General features: G+C 56.9%; 21 protein-coding genes and 1 riboswitch. Of the genes, 15 read left to right on the top strand and 6 right to left on the bottom strand.

Features of this window, described 5'->3' with window-relative positions; genetic code table 11:
* The first annotated feature begins 218 nt into the window (after positions 1-218).
* Entirely contained in the window at positions 219-947 is a 729-nt protein-coding gene (locus ABD796_RS04370) for an alpha/beta hydrolase (RefSeq protein WP_344903382.1), read from the top strand.
* Positions 948-1,056: 109 nt separating this feature from the next.
* Complete coding sequence (locus ABD796_RS04375) at positions 1,057-1,980, top strand: M15 family metallopeptidase (RefSeq protein WP_344903385.1); 924 nt, start codon at positions 1,057-1,059, stop codon at positions 1,978-1,980.
* A gap of 115 nt (positions 1,981-2,095) precedes the next feature.
* Here ABD796_RS04375 and ABD796_RS04380 read toward each other — a convergent pair whose 3' ends face one another.
* Together ABD796_RS04380 and ABD796_RS04385 are read right to left on the bottom strand one after the other, a co-directional pair.
* Positions 2,096-2,920, bottom strand: a complete 825-nt coding sequence (locus ABD796_RS04380; RefSeq protein WP_344903388.1) for a lipoate--protein ligase family protein — start codon at positions 2,918-2,920, stop codon at positions 2,096-2,098.
* A gap of 107 nt (positions 2,921-3,027) precedes the next feature.
* Complete coding sequence (locus ABD796_RS04385) at positions 3,028-3,816, bottom strand: C40 family peptidase (RefSeq protein WP_344903391.1); 789 nt, start codon at positions 3,814-3,816, stop codon at positions 3,028-3,030.
* A gap of 230 nt (positions 3,817-4,046) precedes the next feature.
* Here ABD796_RS04385 and ABD796_RS04390 point away from each other — a divergent pair, with 230 nt between their 5' ends.
* Entirely contained in the window at positions 4,047-4,583 is a 537-nt protein-coding gene (locus tag ABD796_RS04390; protein ID WP_344903394.1) for an NADPH-dependent FMN reductase, read from the top strand.
* A 39-nt stretch (positions 4,584-4,622) separates the two neighbouring features.
* On the top strand, positions 4,623-4,907 hold the full coding sequence (locus ABD796_RS04395; protein ID WP_344903397.1) for a HesB/YadR/YfhF family protein: 285 nt from the start codon (positions 4,623-4,625) through the stop codon (positions 4,905-4,907).
* A gap of 157 nt (positions 4,908-5,064) precedes the next feature.
* Here the strand turns inward: ABD796_RS04395 and ABD796_RS04400 are convergent, their stop codons facing one another.
* The gene (locus ABD796_RS04400; protein WP_344903400.1) at positions 5,065-5,358 is read right to left on the bottom strand and encodes a hypothetical protein; all 294 of its coding nucleotides are present in this window, start codon (positions 5,356-5,358) and stop codon (positions 5,065-5,067) included.
* Positions 5,359-5,463: 105 nt separating this feature from the next.
* A riboswitch (cyclic di-GMP riboswitch) is annotated at positions 5,464-5,563 on the bottom strand.
* Between the two features lie 215 nt (positions 5,564-5,778).
* The gene (locus ABD796_RS04405) at positions 5,779-6,228 is read right to left on the bottom strand and encodes a universal stress protein (RefSeq protein ID WP_344903403.1); all 450 of its coding nucleotides are present in this window, start codon (positions 6,226-6,228) and stop codon (positions 5,779-5,781) included.
* 349 nt (positions 6,229-6,577) lie between these two features.
* Between ABD796_RS04405 and ABD796_RS04410 the strand changes: the two genes are divergently transcribed.
* On the top strand, positions 6,578-7,957 hold the full coding sequence (locus tag ABD796_RS04410) for a hypothetical protein (RefSeq protein ID WP_344903406.1): 1,380 nt from the start codon (positions 6,578-6,580) through the stop codon (positions 7,955-7,957).
* 117 nt (positions 7,958-8,074) lie between these two features.
* Here ABD796_RS04410 and ABD796_RS04415 read toward each other — a convergent pair whose 3' ends face one another.
* Complete coding sequence (locus tag ABD796_RS04415) at positions 8,075-8,911, bottom strand: helix-turn-helix domain-containing protein (protein WP_344903409.1); 837 nt, start codon at positions 8,909-8,911, stop codon at positions 8,075-8,077.
* Positions 8,912-9,128: 217 nt separating this feature from the next.
* Between ABD796_RS04415 and ABD796_RS04420 the strand changes: the two genes are divergently transcribed.
* From ABD796_RS04420 to ABD796_RS04450, 7 genes are all read left to right on the top strand, one after another.
* Positions 9,129-9,938: a phytanoyl-CoA dioxygenase family protein gene (locus tag ABD796_RS04420; protein WP_344903412.1), complete on the top strand. Its 810-nt coding sequence runs from the start codon at positions 9,129-9,131 to the stop codon at positions 9,936-9,938.
* 150 nt (positions 9,939-10,088) lie between these two features.
* Positions 10,089-10,841 (top strand): hypothetical protein, encoded by a 753-nt coding sequence (locus ABD796_RS04425; protein ID WP_344903415.1) that lies wholly within the window; start codon positions 10,089-10,091, stop codon positions 10,839-10,841.
* Positions 10,842-11,345: 504 nt separating this feature from the next.
* Positions 11,346-12,449, top strand: a complete 1,104-nt coding sequence (locus ABD796_RS04430; protein WP_344903418.1) for a sulfate ABC transporter substrate-binding protein — start codon at positions 11,346-11,348, stop codon at positions 12,447-12,449.
* Between the two features lie 73 nt (positions 12,450-12,522).
* Positions 12,523-13,362 (top strand): sulfate ABC transporter permease subunit CysT, encoded by an 840-nt coding sequence (gene cysT, locus ABD796_RS04435; protein ID WP_344903421.1) that lies wholly within the window; start codon positions 12,523-12,525, stop codon positions 13,360-13,362.
* A 12-nt stretch (positions 13,363-13,374) separates the two neighbouring features.
* Positions 13,375-14,271: a sulfate ABC transporter permease subunit CysW gene (gene cysW, locus ABD796_RS04440; RefSeq protein WP_344903424.1), complete on the top strand. Its 897-nt coding sequence runs from the start codon at positions 13,375-13,377 to the stop codon at positions 14,269-14,271.
* A 3-nt stretch (positions 14,272-14,274) separates the two neighbouring features.
* Positions 14,275-15,333, top strand: coding sequence for a sulfate/molybdate ABC transporter ATP-binding protein (locus tag ABD796_RS04445; protein WP_344903427.1), 1,059 nt, complete (start codon positions 14,275-14,277; stop codon positions 15,331-15,333).
* Positions 15,334-15,365: 32 nt separating this feature from the next.
* Positions 15,366-15,608 carry a YezD family protein gene (locus tag ABD796_RS04450; RefSeq protein WP_344903431.1) on the top strand — a complete coding sequence of 81 codons (243 nt, stop codon included), beginning with the start codon at positions 15,366-15,368 and terminating at the stop codon, positions 15,606-15,608.
* A 177-nt stretch (positions 15,609-15,785) separates the two neighbouring features.
* Here the strand turns inward: ABD796_RS04450 and ABD796_RS04455 are convergent, their stop codons facing one another.
* Positions 15,786-17,039: a TolB family protein gene (locus ABD796_RS04455; RefSeq protein ID WP_344903434.1), complete on the bottom strand. Its 1,254-nt coding sequence runs from the start codon at positions 17,037-17,039 to the stop codon at positions 15,786-15,788.
* A 326-nt stretch (positions 17,040-17,365) separates the two neighbouring features.
* On the opposite strand from ABD796_RS04455, the gene ABD796_RS04460 reads away from it, so the two are divergent.
* The 3 genes from ABD796_RS04460 (at position 17,366) to ABD796_RS04470 (ending at position 18,395) form a co-directional block, all read left to right on the top strand.
* Entirely contained in the window at positions 17,366-17,572 is a 207-nt protein-coding gene (locus tag ABD796_RS04460) for a YezD family protein (protein WP_344903437.1), read from the top strand.
* A 109-nt stretch (positions 17,573-17,681) separates the two neighbouring features.
* Entirely contained in the window at positions 17,682-18,227 is a 546-nt protein-coding gene (ssuE, locus tag ABD796_RS04465) for an NADPH-dependent FMN reductase (RefSeq protein WP_344903440.1), read from the top strand.
* Between the two features lie 9 nt (positions 18,228-18,236).
* On the top strand, positions 18,237-18,395 hold the full coding sequence (locus ABD796_RS04470) for a hypothetical protein (RefSeq protein ID WP_344903443.1): 159 nt from the start codon (positions 18,237-18,239) through the stop codon (positions 18,393-18,395).
* Positions 18,396-18,587: the final 192 nt, after the last annotated feature.

Genomic DNA, 18,587 nt, shown 5'->3' on the forward strand with positions numbered 1-18,587 from the left:
AAAATCTTTTACAAAAAAAACGTATCCCGCCGTGCCGCGCGGCTTCCGGCCCGCATAGAAAAATCCGTTTCTCCGCTAGCGGCGGCGGAACGTCATGAAACAGAAGCGCTCCTCTGCTCGGTTCTGAGCGCAAACTGTCTCTTTTCATTTTGCCCGGTATCGCTGCTATAATTATTGTACACGTAACGAGGCAAATTCAATCGGGAAAGGAACGCGACATGGACGACAATCGCTACACGAAACGGACGATCAAGAAAGAAGAAGTGCCATCCTCGCGGCTGAACGAAACGCGTCATGCGAGAATTTACCTGCCGCCCGGCTACAACGAGCTGCTTAGCTACCCCGTGCTGTACTGCCAGGACGGGGAAGATTTTTTCAACTTCGGACGTCTTGCCACCCAGATGACGAAGCTTGTTCTCGATGAAGGGGTCGAGCCCGCGATCATCGTCGGCGTCGATGTGGACAAGGCGGTACGCACCGAGGAATATTCGCCGGACGGCTCGCGCTTCAACGCCTATTGCCGGTTTTTCGCCGAAGAGCTGGTGCCTTACATCCAGGAGCGTTATCCGGCAAGACGCGATAGCGGCTCGCGCATCATCGCCGGCGACTCGCTGGGCGGCACGGTCTCGCTGCATATCGCGCTCGACTATCCGGAGCTGTTCCGGCGAGTTATCGCTTTGTCGGGCGCTTTTTTTGCCGGCACCCGTGAGCGCATAGCTTCGGAGAACGATCTGTCCTGGCTGCAGCTGTACATGCTGGTCGGTCTGCAGGAGACGGACGTGTCGACGTCTCGGGGAACGTACGATTTTCTGGAAGAAAACCGGCGTACGCATGAGCTGCTGGAGGCCCGAGAGGCCGATCTGGTTTATGAAGAGAAAGACGGCAAGCATGTATGGGGCTTTTGGCAGCAGGAGCTGCCTGCCGCGCTGCGGCTGTTTCTGGACTGATCGGGTGCGAACCCGTTCCTCAAACGGTTTGTAACTTTTAACGGTCCCGTTTCGTCAAAATATAGGATACGCATAAGACGATAACGATACACCCTGGGAGGAAAATAACGTGAAACCTTACATAATCCGGACTGCGTCCGCCTTGCTTCTGACCGGCAGCCTGCTTGCGCTGGCTGCCTGCTCCGGGGACAAAACGCCGACGGGAGATGGGGGGGCGGGAGGCGGGACACCTACCGCCCAAAACGCGGCGACGAACGATTCCGGCAAAACGGCGGGCGGAACAGCCGACAAGACGACGCCACCCGACAATAATAATGCCGGAGGCAAGTCGGACGGGGCCACAAAGTCGGAAGGCAATGCGGGCAAAACCGGTGGAACGACGCCCCCAGGCCAAGCGGGAACGAACGGGAGCTCCGGGGGGACCGACAAAACCGAGCAGGTCGTGGCCAAGCCGGCCGATATCGCCGTACTGGTCAACAAGACGTACAAGCTGCCGGACAACTATAAGCCGGACGATCTGGTCGAGCCGAATATCCCGTTCATCTTCAAGGAGAAAAGCGACAAGCGGCTGATGCGCAAGGAAGCCGCCGGAGCTCTCGAGAAGCTCGTCGCCGCCGCCAAGAAGGACGGCGTTCCGCTCGCCGGCGTGTCCGGCTACCGTTCACAGGATACCCAGAAGACGCTATTCGCCAACTATGCCAAAAAGGACGGCGAGGAAGCGGCCCGCAAATACAGCGCCGTTCCCGGACATAGCGAGCACCAAACGGGCTTGGCAATGGACGTTTCGGGCAGCGACGGCAAATGCGCCGCCTCGGACTGCTTCGCCGGGACGAAGGAAGCGAAATGGCTCGCCGAGCATGCCGCCGAGCACGGCTTCGTTATCCGTTATTTGAAAGGCAAGGAAGAGATCACCGGCTACCAGTATGAGCCTTGGCATCTTCGCTATGTCGGCGTCAAGATGGCCAAAGAAATCGCCGAGAAGGGTCTCACGCTGGAGGAATATTTGAAGCAGGCCGTCCCTGTGTCCAAATAAGAAGGAAACGCAAAGAGCGCTGCGCCGCCGTTACAGTTGGAGGCGGGTAGCGCTCTTTGTCATTGTCGGAAGATCAACCCCGGCTATTCGGTTCCCGACCCAAGACGGGAACGGCTTACGACTCCGCCGGGGAGGCGTTGTCGTAACGGTTGCGAAGCGCAGCCGTCATCTGCTCCAGCTCGGCCATCGACGGCTTGTCCGGATGCCTGCCGATCGTGCCGCCCCATTCTGATAGCGTGACCGCTAGCGCCCGCATGAATGTCCGTACGGTCGCGCCGCGGCCGCCAGCCTCGTTCAACGTCGTCATCGTCGCCGGGTCCACGCGCGGCGCGTCCAGCTCCGGATCGCCCCCGGTCGCTACTTCATAGAATGAACGGATCAGCTCGCCGCGTCGGAACGCATGCCCTTCGGCCGCGACGAATGCATTGACGATGAACGCTTTCGTCTGCCGGCGCTGCGAAATGCCGCACAGCTTGCGACCGTTTACGCTGACGTCGTATTCCCCGGGACAGTAGGAGCCCGCCACTTCTCCCTTGAACGCCTCCATCCCGAGCTTGTCCAAGCTTTCGCGGATCAGCGCGTACATCAGCTCGAAGTCTTCCTTGAACTCCAGACGGCCGTCCGGATTCGGCATGACGATCGAGATATTGACGATCCCCGGATCGAGCGATACCGCTGCGCCTCCCGAGTTGCGCACCCCGACCTGGTAGCCTTGCATCTTCAGCCATTCGATCGCCCGGTCGGCGTGAGGCAGCCTCCGGTCGCGAAGACCGAGCACGATAGCCTTCTCGTGACGCCATATATGGACGAACGGAACTGCGCCCTCGCCGACTTTGCGGCACAGCAGCTCGTCATACGCAAACGGAAACAAAATATCGCCTACCAGCGTGTTGTCGCCGGAATTCTGAATGTAAAAAGGAGACGGTATCCGTCCACTCATGTCTCTCATCTCCCCTACTCGCGATTTCGCGAAAATCAGTAAGAGAATACCATGAAAATGGATTTAGTTCAACGCCGCGGGTCCCCGGACGAGGCCGCCACTCTACCCTACGACGGGATAACCCTCTTCGCCTTTACGAATCGCTCCTTCCAGCGCGTGTCCAGCTCCGATACGATAACGCCGATGCCGGTCCGGTATGTGTGCAAGATTTTATTGTCGCCCACATAGACGGCCACGTGCCCGATCCGCTCCACCCCCGTGTTGTTTTTGCGCTTGGGCGTCGTAAAAAACAGCAAATCTCCTTTGCGCAATCCGTCCAGCCCGACTTCCGTACCCACATCGCTCTGCTGGCGCGAGTTGCGCGGCAGCTTGATGCCGTTTTGCCCGAAGATGAAATTCATGAAGGACGAGCAATCGAACGTATCCGTTTGACCGAGCGACGCGCCGAAATCGTACGGCGTCCCCATGTACTGCATGCCCAGCAGCGCCACCGCATCGGCACGCCGCTCCCAATTGGCCGCCCCTTCTCCGGCCGGCATATACTTGTAATGCGGGTAGTTGCCGTTGGAATCTTGCTCGCCGGCCAGCGGGTCGTCTTCATTCTCGGCGGTAATAATCGCCGTTTGCGTCTTTTCGTTCCACTGCACTTTGTACCCGAGCGATTGCGCGGCCAGACGAAGCGGCACGTAAGTCGTTCCTTTGTAATTGAGGCTCGACGGAAGCTCCGTGTCGCCGTCGGCGTAAGGCTTGTCCGAGCTGTAGGTCTGCCCTCCGACGATCCAGCGGAACGGCACGGCGTCCAGTTCGACCTTCATCGTCCCGGAAGCGAGCGCGATTTGCGTCATAAACGAAAGTCCGGCCAACCCTGTCAATGTATAAGCGATCCATTTGCGCATCGAGCTTCTCCTCCGCTGCGTTGATTGGTGATCTTATAACGGTTCGGATCGACTGGCGGGTTTCGGGCAGTGAGTCAATTGGTACATATAACCAAAAAGCGCTTGGGGCGCAGGGTTATTTTATATACATAAACGTATATTATATTAAAAAATATTTGACAAAGCGGCGCCGATCTTTCAATATGAAAGAAAAGGCAGCTTACAAACTCGATCAGGGAGATGTCATCGTCATGAAACTACTCGGAATATCCGGAACGATCATCGGAGCAAAGACCGGCATTGCCGTCCAAAGCGTGCTGGAAGAAGCCAAGAAGCTCCATCCGGAGCTGGAAACGGAGCTTCTCGATCTGAAGCAATACAATGTGCAATTTTGCGACGGACGCGATCCGTCCGCCTACGACGGCGATACGCGGACGGTTATCGATAAAGTGAACGAAGCCGACTTTTACGTCATCGGCACGCCCATATTTCAAGCTTCCCTGTCCGGCCCGTTGAAAAATTTGTTCGATCTCATTCCCGTAACGGCTCTCACCAAAAAAGTCGTCGGCTTCGTCGCCACCGGCGGGACGTTCCAGCATTACCTCGTTATCGAAAACCAGCTCAAGCCGATCGCCGGCTATTTCCGCTCCTATGTGGCGCCGAGCTATGTGTATTTGCACGACAGCCACTTCAACGAGCGCCGGGAAATCGTCGATCCTGACGTGACGGACCGGATCGGACGGCTCGCGCAGGAGCTTCTGCATATGCATACCCGCCTGAACGGTTAAAACGAACGCGGCAGGCGGCGCGAAAGGGGGACACAACCGATGAAGCTGAGCGTGACCGATGCGGCCGTGTTTTGTTTTTCCAAGGAATGGGGCTTTCGCGAGGGCGAGCATATTCGCGTATACGTCCGCTATGCGGGCGGAGGTGAAGACCCGTACGCTCTCGGCATTATGAGCGGCAAGCCGATGGATGCCGGCCTGGAATCGAAGGCCGGAGGAATGACGTTTTTTATGGAAGAAACGGATCTGTGGTATTTGGAGGAGCGCGATTTGACGCTGGACGCCAAAGGCGAAGATATTTTTTTCCATCTGTCCGATTTAAGCTAGGCGCTTCGGAAGGTGGATGGGAAGAGACGCTCGGTGTTGTCGCCGGCGTCTCTTTTTTGGCATGTCCTTTATATTAGGCCGCAAGCGGCGGCATCCCGGAGAGGCAAAAAAAGCTCCGCATATGACATGCGAAGCTTGTCTGTAATGATCTATGCCGTTAGCGCGTCCGCTTGGACGAGACGCGTTCCTGCAGCAGCCGATACAGTTGAATGACCGAATCCTGATTTTTGTTGAACCGGAACGAAATTTTCGTTTCCCCTTGCCAATAAAAAATAAACAGGTTGTTTTTGCGGCCGATGACCAGCTCCACTTCCCATTTCGAATCCGTCAGCCGGTATTTGTCTTTGTTGAAAAACAGCTTGGGCCCGTCGGGCGTTTCATACATACCGAAAAAATCGTCGCCCAGTTTCAAATAAAAGCCGCGCTCGGTCGAGTCGAGCCTTTCTTCCATGACGCTATCGCTCCTTTGCTTCCGTTCGTTAGCATTCTTTATGCGAGCTTTCCCGTTCCCCGCAAAAAACAAAGCCCGAACAACAAAAAAACTTCAATCGGTTCGTTCGGCAGCTGGCTGGCATCGTTTTCGGTCAAGGCGACCTACGACTTTAGCCCCTTTAGCTTTGCGTCCCCAGCTTTCGCTAGGTTTGCCATTATCGGGAAATTTCCTGAAGTTTCGACGGCTATCAATCGACTCCTATTCATAGGATAATAGAGGACCTTGCTCTATACATCCTACTTTGTACCTATCTTTCAACCAGTACCATGCCTTTATACATAGCTCAAAAGCGTCACAAAACAACCGGACGGCAAACCGCCCGGTTGTTTCTGCTTCGCATTTTCATTGAACGAGCGCGGTCGTGACTCCGATCGAGGATTAATGCTCCTGATGCGGCTCTTTGATGACGAGCACGGGAATATTCGCATGCTGCACGACATGATGACTGACGCTGCCGAGGAACCATTCCTTGATCGTATTCAAGCCTCTGCTGCCGATGACGATCAGATCCGCCCCGGTTTCGGAGGCGCACTCCAAGATCGATTCGGCCGCATCCCCCTGCAGAAGCGTATACGTCACGCCCGGCAAATCGGTTACGCGAGCCTTCGCTTCGTCCAGCAGCTGCTCGGAGCTGGTCATTTCTTCGAGATCGGTAACGACAGGTGCGACAACCATCGCCTCGCCAACGATAAAATTCGGGTATTGAAACGCATGGGCCACCGTCAAATGCGCCCCGGGCGTCGCGCGGACCAGGCTTACCGCCCGATCCAAAGCCGATTGGGATTGCGGAGAGCCGTCATAAGCGACGAGTACGTGTTGGAACGGCATGGTCGAACACCTCTTCTATACGAAATTAGGTTTCTGCCTACAGTATATCATTTGCACCTTTATTATTCATACCCTTGTCTGACCGGTTTGAACCACCGGCATAGCGCGCGAAAAGCCGGACGCTCCTTGTGAGAAAGCCATTACTTGCCGGGAAAGATTTGGTATAATAAATAAGTCAGACTTCTGTTTGAAAAGAGCATCCATTCCTAAGAATGACCTTGCCAATCGAACATTTCCCAACGGGAACTTGTTTTGAATAGCGAAGTCGTTCCCTCACCTCATTTCACTTCGCATTTCCTTGAAATCCATTCGTTCAGCATATATAGACCAAGAATAAGGGAGTAATCCGATGAAAACGAACAGCAAGCACACCCCCGCGACGGCACCAAAAACCACACGATCCGCCAGCCAAGCCGCATTCGGCTCCGAAAGCGCGGCCAAGCCTGCCTTCGGAACGGGAGCCTCCTGGATCACGGCTCAGCGGACGATGGGCAACCGTGCGGTCGGCCGCATGCTCGAACAAACCGTTATGCGTCGCGCGGAGCCTCTCATGCCTATCTCTACGGCATCGAATACGGCCGTTCAAAGACTGATGAGCGAGGACAGCTTCAAGAAGCTGACAAAGGTGGATTACCGGATTCGCTCTAAAATCAAACCGGTGGACAAAGCTCTGGCCAAATACAACGCCACCGACAAATCCGATTATGTGAAAAGAGACGCGCTGCTTGATGACATACGCATGCACTGCGAAAACTACCTGGCCCATCCGAAAGCGCATCCCGACCGGATCGCGGGGGTTCAAACGCTGCTTGGACAAATCGACCGCGAGAAGGAAGTCTACGTCCCGTTGGCCGAAGCATCCGCAGCAGCAGATCCGAAAACAAGGTTCGCCAAATTGTGCGAGGGGCAAGACGCGCTCTTGGCCATCCGTGACAGAGAGGCCCTCGGACTTGATAACATGTCGCTCGATACGCAAATCATGAGCTGTCTGGAAGAACTCAAAGCCGTGCCTGGCGCAATCGACGATATTCTTCAACAAGAGCTGAACCAGCTATTGTCCATTATGAACGCCCCGGATACGCCCGACATTACGAAGCGCGTTCTGGCAGAAGTGCTGAACAATGCCGATAAGGTCCATATGAAATCTCATTTGCCGGGCGCCAGGCTGACCAATCAAAAGGAGAAGGATGAAGGTATCGGGGAAAAGTATGTCGTCAACCATCGCTTAGTCGCTCCGCTCGGCACAACCGAACGTCTGGGCTCGTTGGCGCACGAGCTAACCCACGTTTCGGTCTCGGAGCAGTTCGATAACTCTCAGCTGTTCTTCGCTTTCCCCCGAGATGCCAGCGACGACGAGGTCATGGATCTGGTACATAAGCGCCATGGCGATCTGGACGCGCTGCTCGGGCTGTTGGATCGAACGGTGTTCACGGGAGAGCAGATTGGGCTGTTGAACTCGAAGCTGGAGTACCCGCGCAAGTACGGAGGAGACGGCGTACGCCGCTACATAGGAAGTTTTTTTACGGCCAAGAAAATAACGGCCGAAGAAAAGGTGAAGTTCGAAGGTCTTGTCGAAAAAGGGATGGACAACTCGGTCATCGAATTCGATACGGTCATCAATCAGATGCTGATCTACATGCAGCAGTGGAAAGTGCCGCAAGATAATCCATTTTACGAGAAATTGAGGTCGGTCGCGGAGGATGCTTACGCCCATCGGACGGGCGGCTGACAAAGAGCAACTGCCGTCAAGAAGCTGCCGGCCTAGCGTCGGATCATCGTCTCGTACCTACGCTTGGTACGCAGCTCCGGCCACCTCTAGCATATCGCCGCATTCGCAAAGTTAATTTTAGTTAGAATCGTGCTGTCTCGCTTTTCTCCGGAAGGCGCTCGGACTCATCCCGACCCGTTTGCGGAATTGGTGCAAAAAATGGTTGTAGTTGGCAAAGCCGACGTCGAACGCCGCCTCCGAAGCGTTGCGGTCCGTATAGGAAAGCAGAAGCTCCGCCTGCCGCACCCTCATCGTATTCAACGTTTCGACGATCGAGTGCCCGGTCAGTTCCTTGAACAGATGAGAGAGCCGGGAGGGCGATAGTCCGACGGCTTTGGCCAACTCTTCGATCTTGAGCGGCTCGCGCATCCCCTCGGACAGCAGGCGCAGCGTCTCCTCGATCCGCGGGTCCAGCGGTCTTCTGAGCCGCTGCGCCAGCAGCAGCACGATTTCCCGGACGGCGTTCTCCCCAAGCTGCTGCCAATAAGGCCCGCGTTCCCCGATGTCGCGCACGGCGCGCTGCAGGGCGCCGTATACCCGTGTGCGCACCGAGTCGCTTTCGATACGGTGCACGATCAAGGGGCGGTCGGGCAGCAGCCCCGTTTCCGATAACCGGGCGGAGAAATGCGCCCACACGAAATGCCACCTCTCTCCCCGAACCGTGCCATAATGCTGCGGATTCCCCGGCGGGATCAGCACCATATCCCCCGCTTCGCACACGCTTCTTGCGCCTTCGGAAACGAAGAAGCCTCTCCCCTCGATCGTGTACGTCATCAACCAGTCGTCCCGCCCGTGAGGGCGCTGCACCGCGTAGCTGTCCGGTTCATCAAAATGCCCGGCGATGAACAGCCCTTCGTCGCCGCCGTTTCCGCCATTCCCTCCAGCATTCCTTTCTTCATACGCGAACCGTCCCAATCCGCTTTCCCGCCTCTCTACCGTTCGGCTGCCGCACAGACAGCGTGTCTCTTCCTTATAGGATACTGTAATAAAGGCTTGGGGAACAATGGTTTCCTGATCAATCCAGCAGAATCGTGTGATATTTCGGCACAAATGCGAATTCAAGCCGCACCCGTTCCGCCGTATGATGAAGCTATGTAAGCCGAATCGTTACGATATCAGGAGGAATGCCCATATGTCCACCGTGCCGAATCAGTTAACCCCGCAACAAAAACGCCGTTTTGAGGAAGACGGCTATCTACTCGTGAAAGGACTATTCGACCCCCTGGAGGTGTCGGAGCTGGAATCGGTGTTCGAAGAAATCAGCCACCGGGCGATCCCCGGGCACTTCATGCCCGATCTGCAAGCGGACGCGTCCGATCCGCTAAAGCGTTACCCGCGCGTCATGCATCCTCACCGGTTTAACGAAGCGGCCAAATCGTTCATGCTGCACAAGCCGGTAATGGATGTGCTGCGGGAGCTGTACGGAGAAGAGCCGCTCGCCGCGCAGAGCATGTTTTACTACAAGCCGCCGGGCTCCCGCGGGCAAGCGCTTCATCAGGACAATTTTTATTTAAAGGTTGAGCCGGGCAACTGTATCGCCGCCTGGACCGCCGTCGACGCGGCAGACGAGGAGAACGGCGGACTGCTCGTCGTCCCCGGGACGAACGGCTACGAGATTGTTTGCCCGGACGAAGCGGACCGGAACGAATCATTTACGACCCACTATGTCAAGCCGCCCAAGGATGCCAAAGCCGTCCCCGTCGTCATGGATAAAGGGGATGTGCTGTTTTTCAACGGCAATCTTATACACGGCTCGTACCGTAACAAGACGAAGGACCGATTCCGCAGGGCGTTCATCTGTCACTATGCCAACAGCTCGGCAGCGAGCATAGCGGCGCATTACCGCCCGCTTTATCGAAGCGACGGCACGGAAGTGATGCTGGAGGAAAATCCCGGCGGCGGACCTTGCGGAATGGAGGCCGATGTCGCATATCCTCATTAAAAGGAAGCTGATTCAAAATAGGAAGTTGATCTCGGATGGAGCTTGAACAACTTTCAGCTGACGTTCAGTTTTCTTTTATGTTCATTTAAGCAAGACAACCTATACTTGGGGGGGTGGTTCGAGAACACTTTGACGGAAGCGGGGAATGTTATGAATTACCGAAAAGCGTTTGGGACGGGAATCGCATTGATGATCATATTGAGCGGCTGCGCATCGGACAAAGGCTCCGCGTCGAACGGCGGCCAGACGGCAAGCGCCGCCTCCTCGCCGCAGGCCAATGCGCAGAACGGGCAAGGCGGGAGGAACGGGGGACCGGGACAAGACGGCATGAACCGCCAGTCCCTGAAGATGAACTTCACCTTCCGCTCGCTCCTGACGATGGATAAATCGGATGGACTGGCGATCACGAAAGAGCAGGCCGACTACATGCTCCCACTCGTACAGGCCGCCATAACGAAAGCGGATTTGACCGACGAGGACGAGAAAAAGCTGCTGGAGAAGCTGACGGACAAGCAAAAAGCGTACATACAGGATGCTTCGTCGCGGGTGCCGAACGGCGGGGGCCAGCAGGGCGGCGGCAGGCCCGAGGGACGCGGCGGCGGTCCGGACCGCGGCAGCGCTTCGGGCAGCAGCGGCGCTCCAGGCGGCTCCGACGCATCCGGCAATGCCGGATCCGCAACCGGCGGCACCCAAGGACGTGCAGGCGCCACCGACGGCGGCAGCGCTCCCGGCCAAGGACGCGGCGGCGCTCAAGGCCAAGGCCAGGGACGCGGTGGCGGCCAAGGCGCTCCCGGCGCACAGGGCAGCGACGCTCCCGACGGCGGAACGATAAACGACGGCATGAATATAGCCACCATCGGGCAGCAGCTTGTCGAGATGCTTCAGTCCAAAATCAAAACATAAACGAAGAAGGCCTCCGCAGCGGAGGCCTTCTTTGCTGCGTCAGCCCCGGAAAAAACCGCACGTCATCCCTCCATTCAAGCTGAAGCCGCTCAATTGGGCGCTTCGGCGCTTTTTACCCAAAATGCAGAACGGTTGGCGAACTTCCCGCATATCGTAGCCATTGGGAGTCTGTGCATTCGCGGAGGCCGGCCGATCTTGCTTCTATTTATTACTTTTTCTGATCGGTTCCACAAAAGTTCATTATGAATAGAAGAATGACCTCTAATATAATAAATCGCCTTAAATTCCACTCGAAATACGCGGATTACTTGGTTTTCTCAGGTTTCTTTATTCCAAAATAACATAATCTCCAATCCGTATTGACACGTATTCCCAGCGATGGTACGATTGCATCCATATTAAAACCAACTAAATTTATTGGTTTAATTGGTCAACCGGACAGCCGGAGACCTGGAGAGCCGCTGGCTCTAACAATCCAATTAAAGAAAAGGGAGTTCGAAACCAATGAAGAAACCGATCCTGCTGTCCGTTCTATCCACCGTCCTGCTTATCGGTCTTACCGCTTGCGGAGGAGGAAACGCCGCATCGGGCGGGGATACGAAAGCAGCATCAGGCTCCGAGAAGTCGGCCCCAACTGCCGGTGCTACGGATAACAAGCCCGCCGCCAAGCCGGCCATTGAATTGCTGAATGTCTCCTATGACCCTACACGCGAATTGTACGATGAATATAACAAGGCGTTTTCTAAATACTGGCAGGAAAAAGCGAATCAAAAAGTAACCATCAAGCAGTCGCACGGCGGTTCGGGCAGCCAAGGCCGCTCGGTCATCGACGGCATCCAAGCCGACGTGGTCACGCTGGCGCTGGCCTACGATATCGACGAGATTCAAGGAAAAGGACTTATTAACGCCGATTGGCAAAAACGACTGAAGGACAACAGCTCGCCTTATACGTCCACGATCGTCTTCCTTGTGCGCAAAGGCAATCCGAAGGGTATCAAAGACTGGAACGATCTGATCAAGCCGGGAGTCAGTATCATAACGCCGAACCCGAAAACATCCGGCGGCGCCCGCTGGAATTACTTAGCCGCATGGGGTTATGCCCTGAAGCATAACAACAACGACGAGAATGCAGCCAAAGATTTCGTCAGCAAGCTGTACAAGAACGTGCCGGTGCTCGATTCGGGCGCGCGCGGCTCCACGACTACCTTCGTCGAACGCGGTATCGGCGACGTGCTGCTCGCTTGGGAGAACGAAGCGTTTCTTTCTTTGAAAGAATTCGGTCCGGAGAAGTTCGAAATCGTCGTTCCGTCCTTGAGCATTCTCGCCGAACCGCCCGTATCGATCGTCGATAAAGTCGCCGACAAGAAGGGCAGCCGCGAGGTCGCTCAAGCGTACCTGGAGTACTTATACTCCGAAGAAGGCCAGGAAATCGCCGCCAAAAACTTCTATCGCCCGCGTCTGGAGTCGGTAGCCAAGAAATACGAAAAGCAATTTCCGAAAATCGAGCTGATTACCATCGATAAGCCGTTCGGCGGCTGGCAGACGGCGCAAAAAACGCATTTTGCCGACGGCGGGACGTTCGATCAAATTTACAAACCTTCCAAATAACTGGTTCGCATATTGGCGCAAAGCATTCGACTTTGCGCCAATGCGCACTGGGTGACAGGAGAGACCTGAACCTATGGCTTCCATTAAAAAGAGACGTTCCGTCCTGCCGGGCTTCGGCTTATCCATGGGCTTTACCATTCTGTACCTGAGTTTGCTCGTTTTGTTTCCGCTTGCAAGCATTATCATCAAGTCGACGGAACAAAGCTGGAGCAAGTTCTGGGGAACGGTCACCGATCCTCGCGTGGTCGCTTCCATTCAGGTCAGCCTCACGACGTCCTTCACCGCCGCTCTAATCAACGCCGTGTTCGGCTTGATCGTCGCCTGGGTGCTGGTACGTTATACGTTTCCGGGCAAACGGCTCATCGACGGGCTCGTCGACCTGCCGTTCGCCCTGCCAACGGCCGTAGCCGGCATCGCCTTGACGGCGATCTATTCGCAGAACGGCTGGCTCGGCAGCTTCTTCGCCAAATTCGACATCAAAACCGCCTATTCGCCGCTCGGCATTACGATCGCCCTGCTGTTTATCGGCTTGCCGTTCGTGGTGCGGACGATTCAGCCGGTGCTGGAGGATCTGGAGAAGGACGTCGAGGAAGCCGCCGCCTCGCTCGGCGCCTCCCGCTGGCGCACGTTCCGGCGCGTTATTTTTCCCGCCGTCCTGCCTTCTCTGCTGACGGGCTTCGCGCTCGCCTTCGCCCGCGCGATCGGCGAATACGGCTCGGTCGTGTTCATATCCGGCAACATGCCGATGAAGACGGAGATCGCTCCGCTCCTCATCCGCACGAAGCTGGAGCAATACGATTATATCGGCGCAACGACCATTGCCCTCGTCATGATGGTTATTTCGTTCGTCCTGCTGTTCGTCATTAACATTCTACAGTGGCGCGCAAGCCGCCGAACGATTCAGAACGTCTAGGAGGAGAATCTAATGGCCGGAACTGTCGCCGCACGCACCGCCCTTCCGTCCAGCCAGCCGCGGACGTCCGCTACGAGCGAATCCGCCGTGGTCAAATGGCTGCTGATCGCCATCGCTCTGCTGTTTATCGGAGTGGTGCTTATTTTGCCGCTCATTACCGTGTTTACGCAAGCGTTCCGTAAAGGAGCTGAGGTTTTCTTAGCCGCCATCGTCGAGAAGGAAGCGTTGTCCGCCGTCCGTCTGACGCTGACGACCGCCTTGATCGCCGTGCCGCTGAATACGCTGTTCGGCGTCGCCGCGGCATGGGCGATCGCCAAATTCAGCTTTCGCGGCAAGCAGCTGCTGACGACTTTGATCGATCTGCCGTTCGCTATCTCCCCGGTTATCTCCGGGTTGATCTTCGTGCTGCTGTTCGGCGCGCAAGGCTGGTTCGGTCCGTATCTGATCGATCACGACATCCCGATCATCTTCGCGCTGCCCGGCATCGTGCTGGCCACGATGTTCGTCACGTTCCCGTTCGTCGCCCGCGAGCTGATCCCGCTAATGCAGGCGCAGGGCAGCCAGGAGGAAGAAGCCGCCGTCAGCCTCGGCGCAAGCGGCTGGACCGTCTTCCGTCGGGTGACGCTGCCGAATATCAAGTGGGGGCTTCTGTACGGCATTATCCTTTGCAACGCGCGGGCTATGGGCGAATTCGGAGCCGTCTCGGTCGTATCCGGACATATCCGCGGCGAAACGAACACGATGCCGCTGCACGTAGAAATTTTATACAACGAATATCAGTTCGCGGCCTCGTTCGCCGTCGCCTCGCTGCTCGTGCTGCTGGCGCTCGTCACGCTGGTCGTCAAAAGCATCGTCGAGTGGAAGCATCATCAGGCCACCGTACAAACGGAATCGCCGGGAGGGAACTAAGCGATGTATATTGAAGTGAAGGGCTTGGTCAAAACGTTCGGAAGCTATACCGCCTCCGACAACATCAGCTTCGGCATCGAGAAGGGCCGCCTGATCGGGCTGCTCGGACCGAGCGGCGGCGGCAAAACGACCATTTTGCGCATGCTGGCCGGTCTGGAAACGCCGGACTCCGGCGATATTTTCATCGACGGCAAACGGGTCAACGACGTTCCAGCGCAGCAGCGGGGCATCGGCTTCGTCTTTCAAAGCTACGCGCTCTTCCGTCATATGACGGTATACGATAATATCGCCTTCGGGCTAACCGTGCAAAAAAAATCGCGCAGCGCCATTCAAGCTCGCGTCTCCGAGCTGATCGAGCTGACCGGCCTGAAAGGGCTGGAGAAGCGCTACCCGAACCAGCTGTCCGGCGGACAGCGTCAGCGCGTCGCCTTCGCCCGCGCTCTTGCTCCCGAGCCGCATCTGCTTCTGCTCGACGAGCCGTTCGCGGCCATTGACGCCAAAGTCCGCAAGGAGCTGCGCTCGTGGCTGCGGGCAACGATCGAGCGAATCGGCATCACGACGCTATTCGTCACGCACGACCAGGAAGAAGCGGTCGAGGTTGCGGACGAAATTATGATTATTAGCGGGGGACGTTTGGAGCAGAAGGGTGCGCCGATCGATATTTACAAAAATCCGCATACTCCGTTCGTCGCGGGCTTTATCGGCGAATCGAGCCAGCTTGACAATCCGTCCGGTCTGAAAGGCTTCGAGAACGAGCTGCCGGGCTCGAAGGCGATTATCCGCCCCGAGTTTGTGGAAGTCGGGCTGCCGGGCGAGCTGCCGACCCCGTCCGCCGCGGAAAGCGGCTTCGTACGCAATGTGTTTTTTCGCGGCAGCAGCTGGCAAATCGACGTGCAGATCGGCTCGCAATGGGTTTCCGCCTATCGTTCGCTGGAGAAAGAACCGCTTCAAGCCGGCGACCGCGTGCTCGTGCTGATTCACCGCCTGTACCTGTTCAACGACAAACAATCGCGCATTGTGGAGAACGGGATGAAAACCGATCCGATGCCGGTCAGCATTTAAATACAACCATCAAACGAGCAGGAGGGGTTCATGTGAGCACACCGGTGCAATTGGACGATATATGGGCGGAGCGCATTCTGGGCAGCATTGCGGGTCTGGAATACGGAAGCGTGCAAATCATCGTACATGACGGTAAAATCGTGCAGATCGAGCGGACCGAACGCAAGCGGTTCGACACGCCCGCGGGCAAACCCGCGCAGCCAGAGCGCCCGAGAACGAACGCTCAGCGGGATGCCGACGGCCAAGTCGCCCAGTGGAAAAAACGCAAAGGCTAGCTTCGAAACGACAGGCGGCTTGCCGCAACTCGCTGCGCAATAGCCCAAACCGAATAAAAGACGCCCCTGCCTCATTAGGAGGAAGGGGCGTCTTTGTATGATCGCGGCTGCTTAGGCGTTGAACAGCGTACGGTCCGTACCCGAGGCTCGGTACAGAGTTCTGCGCCTGCGGTCGCCCTATCCGGCCACGGGCTCGTACCAAGCGATTACTTCGTCCCAAGCGTATGCCCCATAGTAGAAGGACGCTGCGTCGATACCGGCAATCGCCCTGGACGCATTCGATCCGTCCCCGCGGGCCAGCCACGCTTCCGCCTGCTCTCCGCCGCTGCGGACCCAAGCCAGCTTGCCGTGCGAGGGCAGCCAGACGGGAGCGTAGTCGCCCTGCTGCGGGGGCGGCTCTCTGATCGGCTTCTGCACGTTCGAGCGCAGGTCGATCCGTACAAGCGCAGGAAGCGGCTTCAGGACGGTGCCGGACCCTTCCTCGCCCTCCTTGGAGCGAGACACGGTAATGAACCGTTCGCTTTCCCAAGCGAAATCGCGATCGGCATACCCTTCGGGCGTATAGGATGGCGGCGTATCCGCGGGAAAGGACGCGATCTTTAAACGCTTGTTATGAATCGCAAACCGGCCCTCTCCGGCGATAAAGGCCAGCCGGTTCCGATCCGGAGCCCAGCGGAACCATGCCGGGTAACGCAGCATCTTGTCCACTTGACGAAACGTTTTGCCGTCCGTTGCAAGAACGCACAGCGTGTTGCTGTCGGCCGACCAGGAGGCCGTCGGAACGGCGATAAAGGAAATCCACTTGCCGTCCGGCGACCACCGGAAGACGCTCGTGCCGACGGCAAAAAACGTGTCGGACTGCGCCGGCAGCGTAAAAAGCCGCTTCGTCTTGCGAGGGTCCATACCGGCATCGACCGGGACCTCGAATAGCTGAACGCTCGTCCAGCCGTTCGGGAGAAGACTTGCCGTTGAAGAGACGAGGAAGCCCGACCCGTCCGGCAGCCAGGAATAGTTGCCCGTTCCGCCGGTGACGTTCCGGAAAGGCTCGACCTTCTCGGGACGGACGTCGGCATAATTGAGGATCGAATCGATGGTAAAAGCCAGCCGGTGGCCCTCCGGCGCCCATTCGTAATGGGAGCCTCCGCTGTATACCTGAAGCTGCCGCTTGCTTTCCAGGCTGTATACCCAAATATCCCCTGCGCGGTCACCCGCAGCATACGCCACGAATTTCCCATCCGCCGACCATTTGGGCGTCTGCGCCCGAGCGCCGTGCGTAATTTGCGTTTCTTCCCCGCCCAGCTTTAGCCACAGATCGCCCTTGCGGACAAAAGCCGCCTGGAGCGGCTTGACCGGATCGGCATGGCCGGTCCATCCCGGCGCTGTTAGAACGAGCACGATTGCCAGCAGTGCGCTCAACACGAATTTAGGCAAACCATTTCCTCCTATCCTCCGTTTCATTCAAGGTTATTGTTTGCCGATTCACCGTAACCGCTCGGGATGAGGGTTCGATTTTTCCAATCTGCCATTTTGAACGAAAGCGCGCTTGCCCGGGCCGTTCCCCTGGGGGCAAACTTGCCTAAAACCTTACGATGGCGACCGATTCCGTCAGCTTTATATCAGAACAACAACATCTTCAAACCCGATTGACAGGTTCATGCAGCGATGATAAGATTCCCACATGGATAAACCAACTATTTTCATAGGAATAGTGGTTTAAGATTTCATTCGGCTTACGCAAAGAAATGGAGGAATGAACGATGAGCAATCCCGTACAATTGGATGACGTCTGGGCGGACCGCATACTGAACAGCGTAAACGGACTGGAATACGGAAGCGTGCAAATTATCGTGCACGACGGCAAGGTGGTTCAGATCGAGCGGACGGAACGGAGACGGTTCGATTCCCATTCCAACAACAACCAGTCGCGCATCCAGCGCGAGCCGTTGAAACAACAGATTCGATAAGCCTACCGGACCGCCGGAGGCTTCCGCGCCGCATATCCGAAGGACGGGTACGGGCAGCGGAAGCCTTTTTTCTTTTTATTTCTCATCCTACTGGAAAGCTGGTGCGCACATGTCGCAAGTCGTCCTTATATCCGGAAGTCCTACCGCTTCCTCCCGCCTGAACGGCATACTCGATTTTGCCCAAACGATACTCGAAAGCTCCGGCATCGCCGTGGATCGCATCATCGTCCGCGACCTGCCGCCGGCAGACCTCGTGCACGCCCGCTTCGACAGCCCGGACGTCGAGAAGGCGCTCGCCCTGATCGAGCAAGCCGACGCCGTGGTTGTCGCTACGCCGGTATACAAGGCAGCCTACACGGGAGTGCTGAAAACGTTCCTCGACCTGCTCCCGCAAAAAGCGCTCGTTCGCAAAACGGTATTGCCTCTGGCGATCGGCGGCACGATTGCGCATCTGCTGTCTATCGATTATTCGTTAAAGCCCGTCCTCGCCGCTCTCGGCGCCACCCGTCTGCAGACCGGCGCCTACATTGTCGACTCGCAAGTGTTGCGCGACGATCAAGGCCGGTTCTTGATCGAGGAGGACGCGCGCAAACGGCTGCAGGAATCGCTTCAATCGTTTATCGCGGAAATCGAGCCGGTGCGGGAACGGGTGTAACGAGCCGCTATGCCGGACAAAAGGTTCGCATACGCCTACGCCCTCGTGCTGCTCGTGCTCGGCTTTGCGCTGATCTTCGGCTGCGGGGAGAAAACGAAGCCGGAAGCCCCTTCCTCCGGTAAGCCCCCCGCTTCGCAAAAGCAGCCCTCGCCGGCCGCATCCCTATAAGACCCGGTCACTCGTTCGGCCGGAATACGCGAAAAAACCTCCAAGCCCGCTTCATCGGTTCTGGAGGTTTTTTCGCGTATAGGCTCTTCCTTTCACGGCCCCGGAAAGCCGGATAAGCGGCGTTAACGCAGCCAGACGCTAGTGGACACTATCCATTCTTGCCGGAGCGTCGCAGAGGCCTCCCGCCGCCGG

It is taken from the genome of Paenibacillus hodogayensis, from assembly GCF_039536325.1.
GTDB lineage: Bacteria > Bacillota > Bacilli > Paenibacillales > NBRC-103111 > Paenibacillus_AB > Paenibacillus_AB hodogayensis.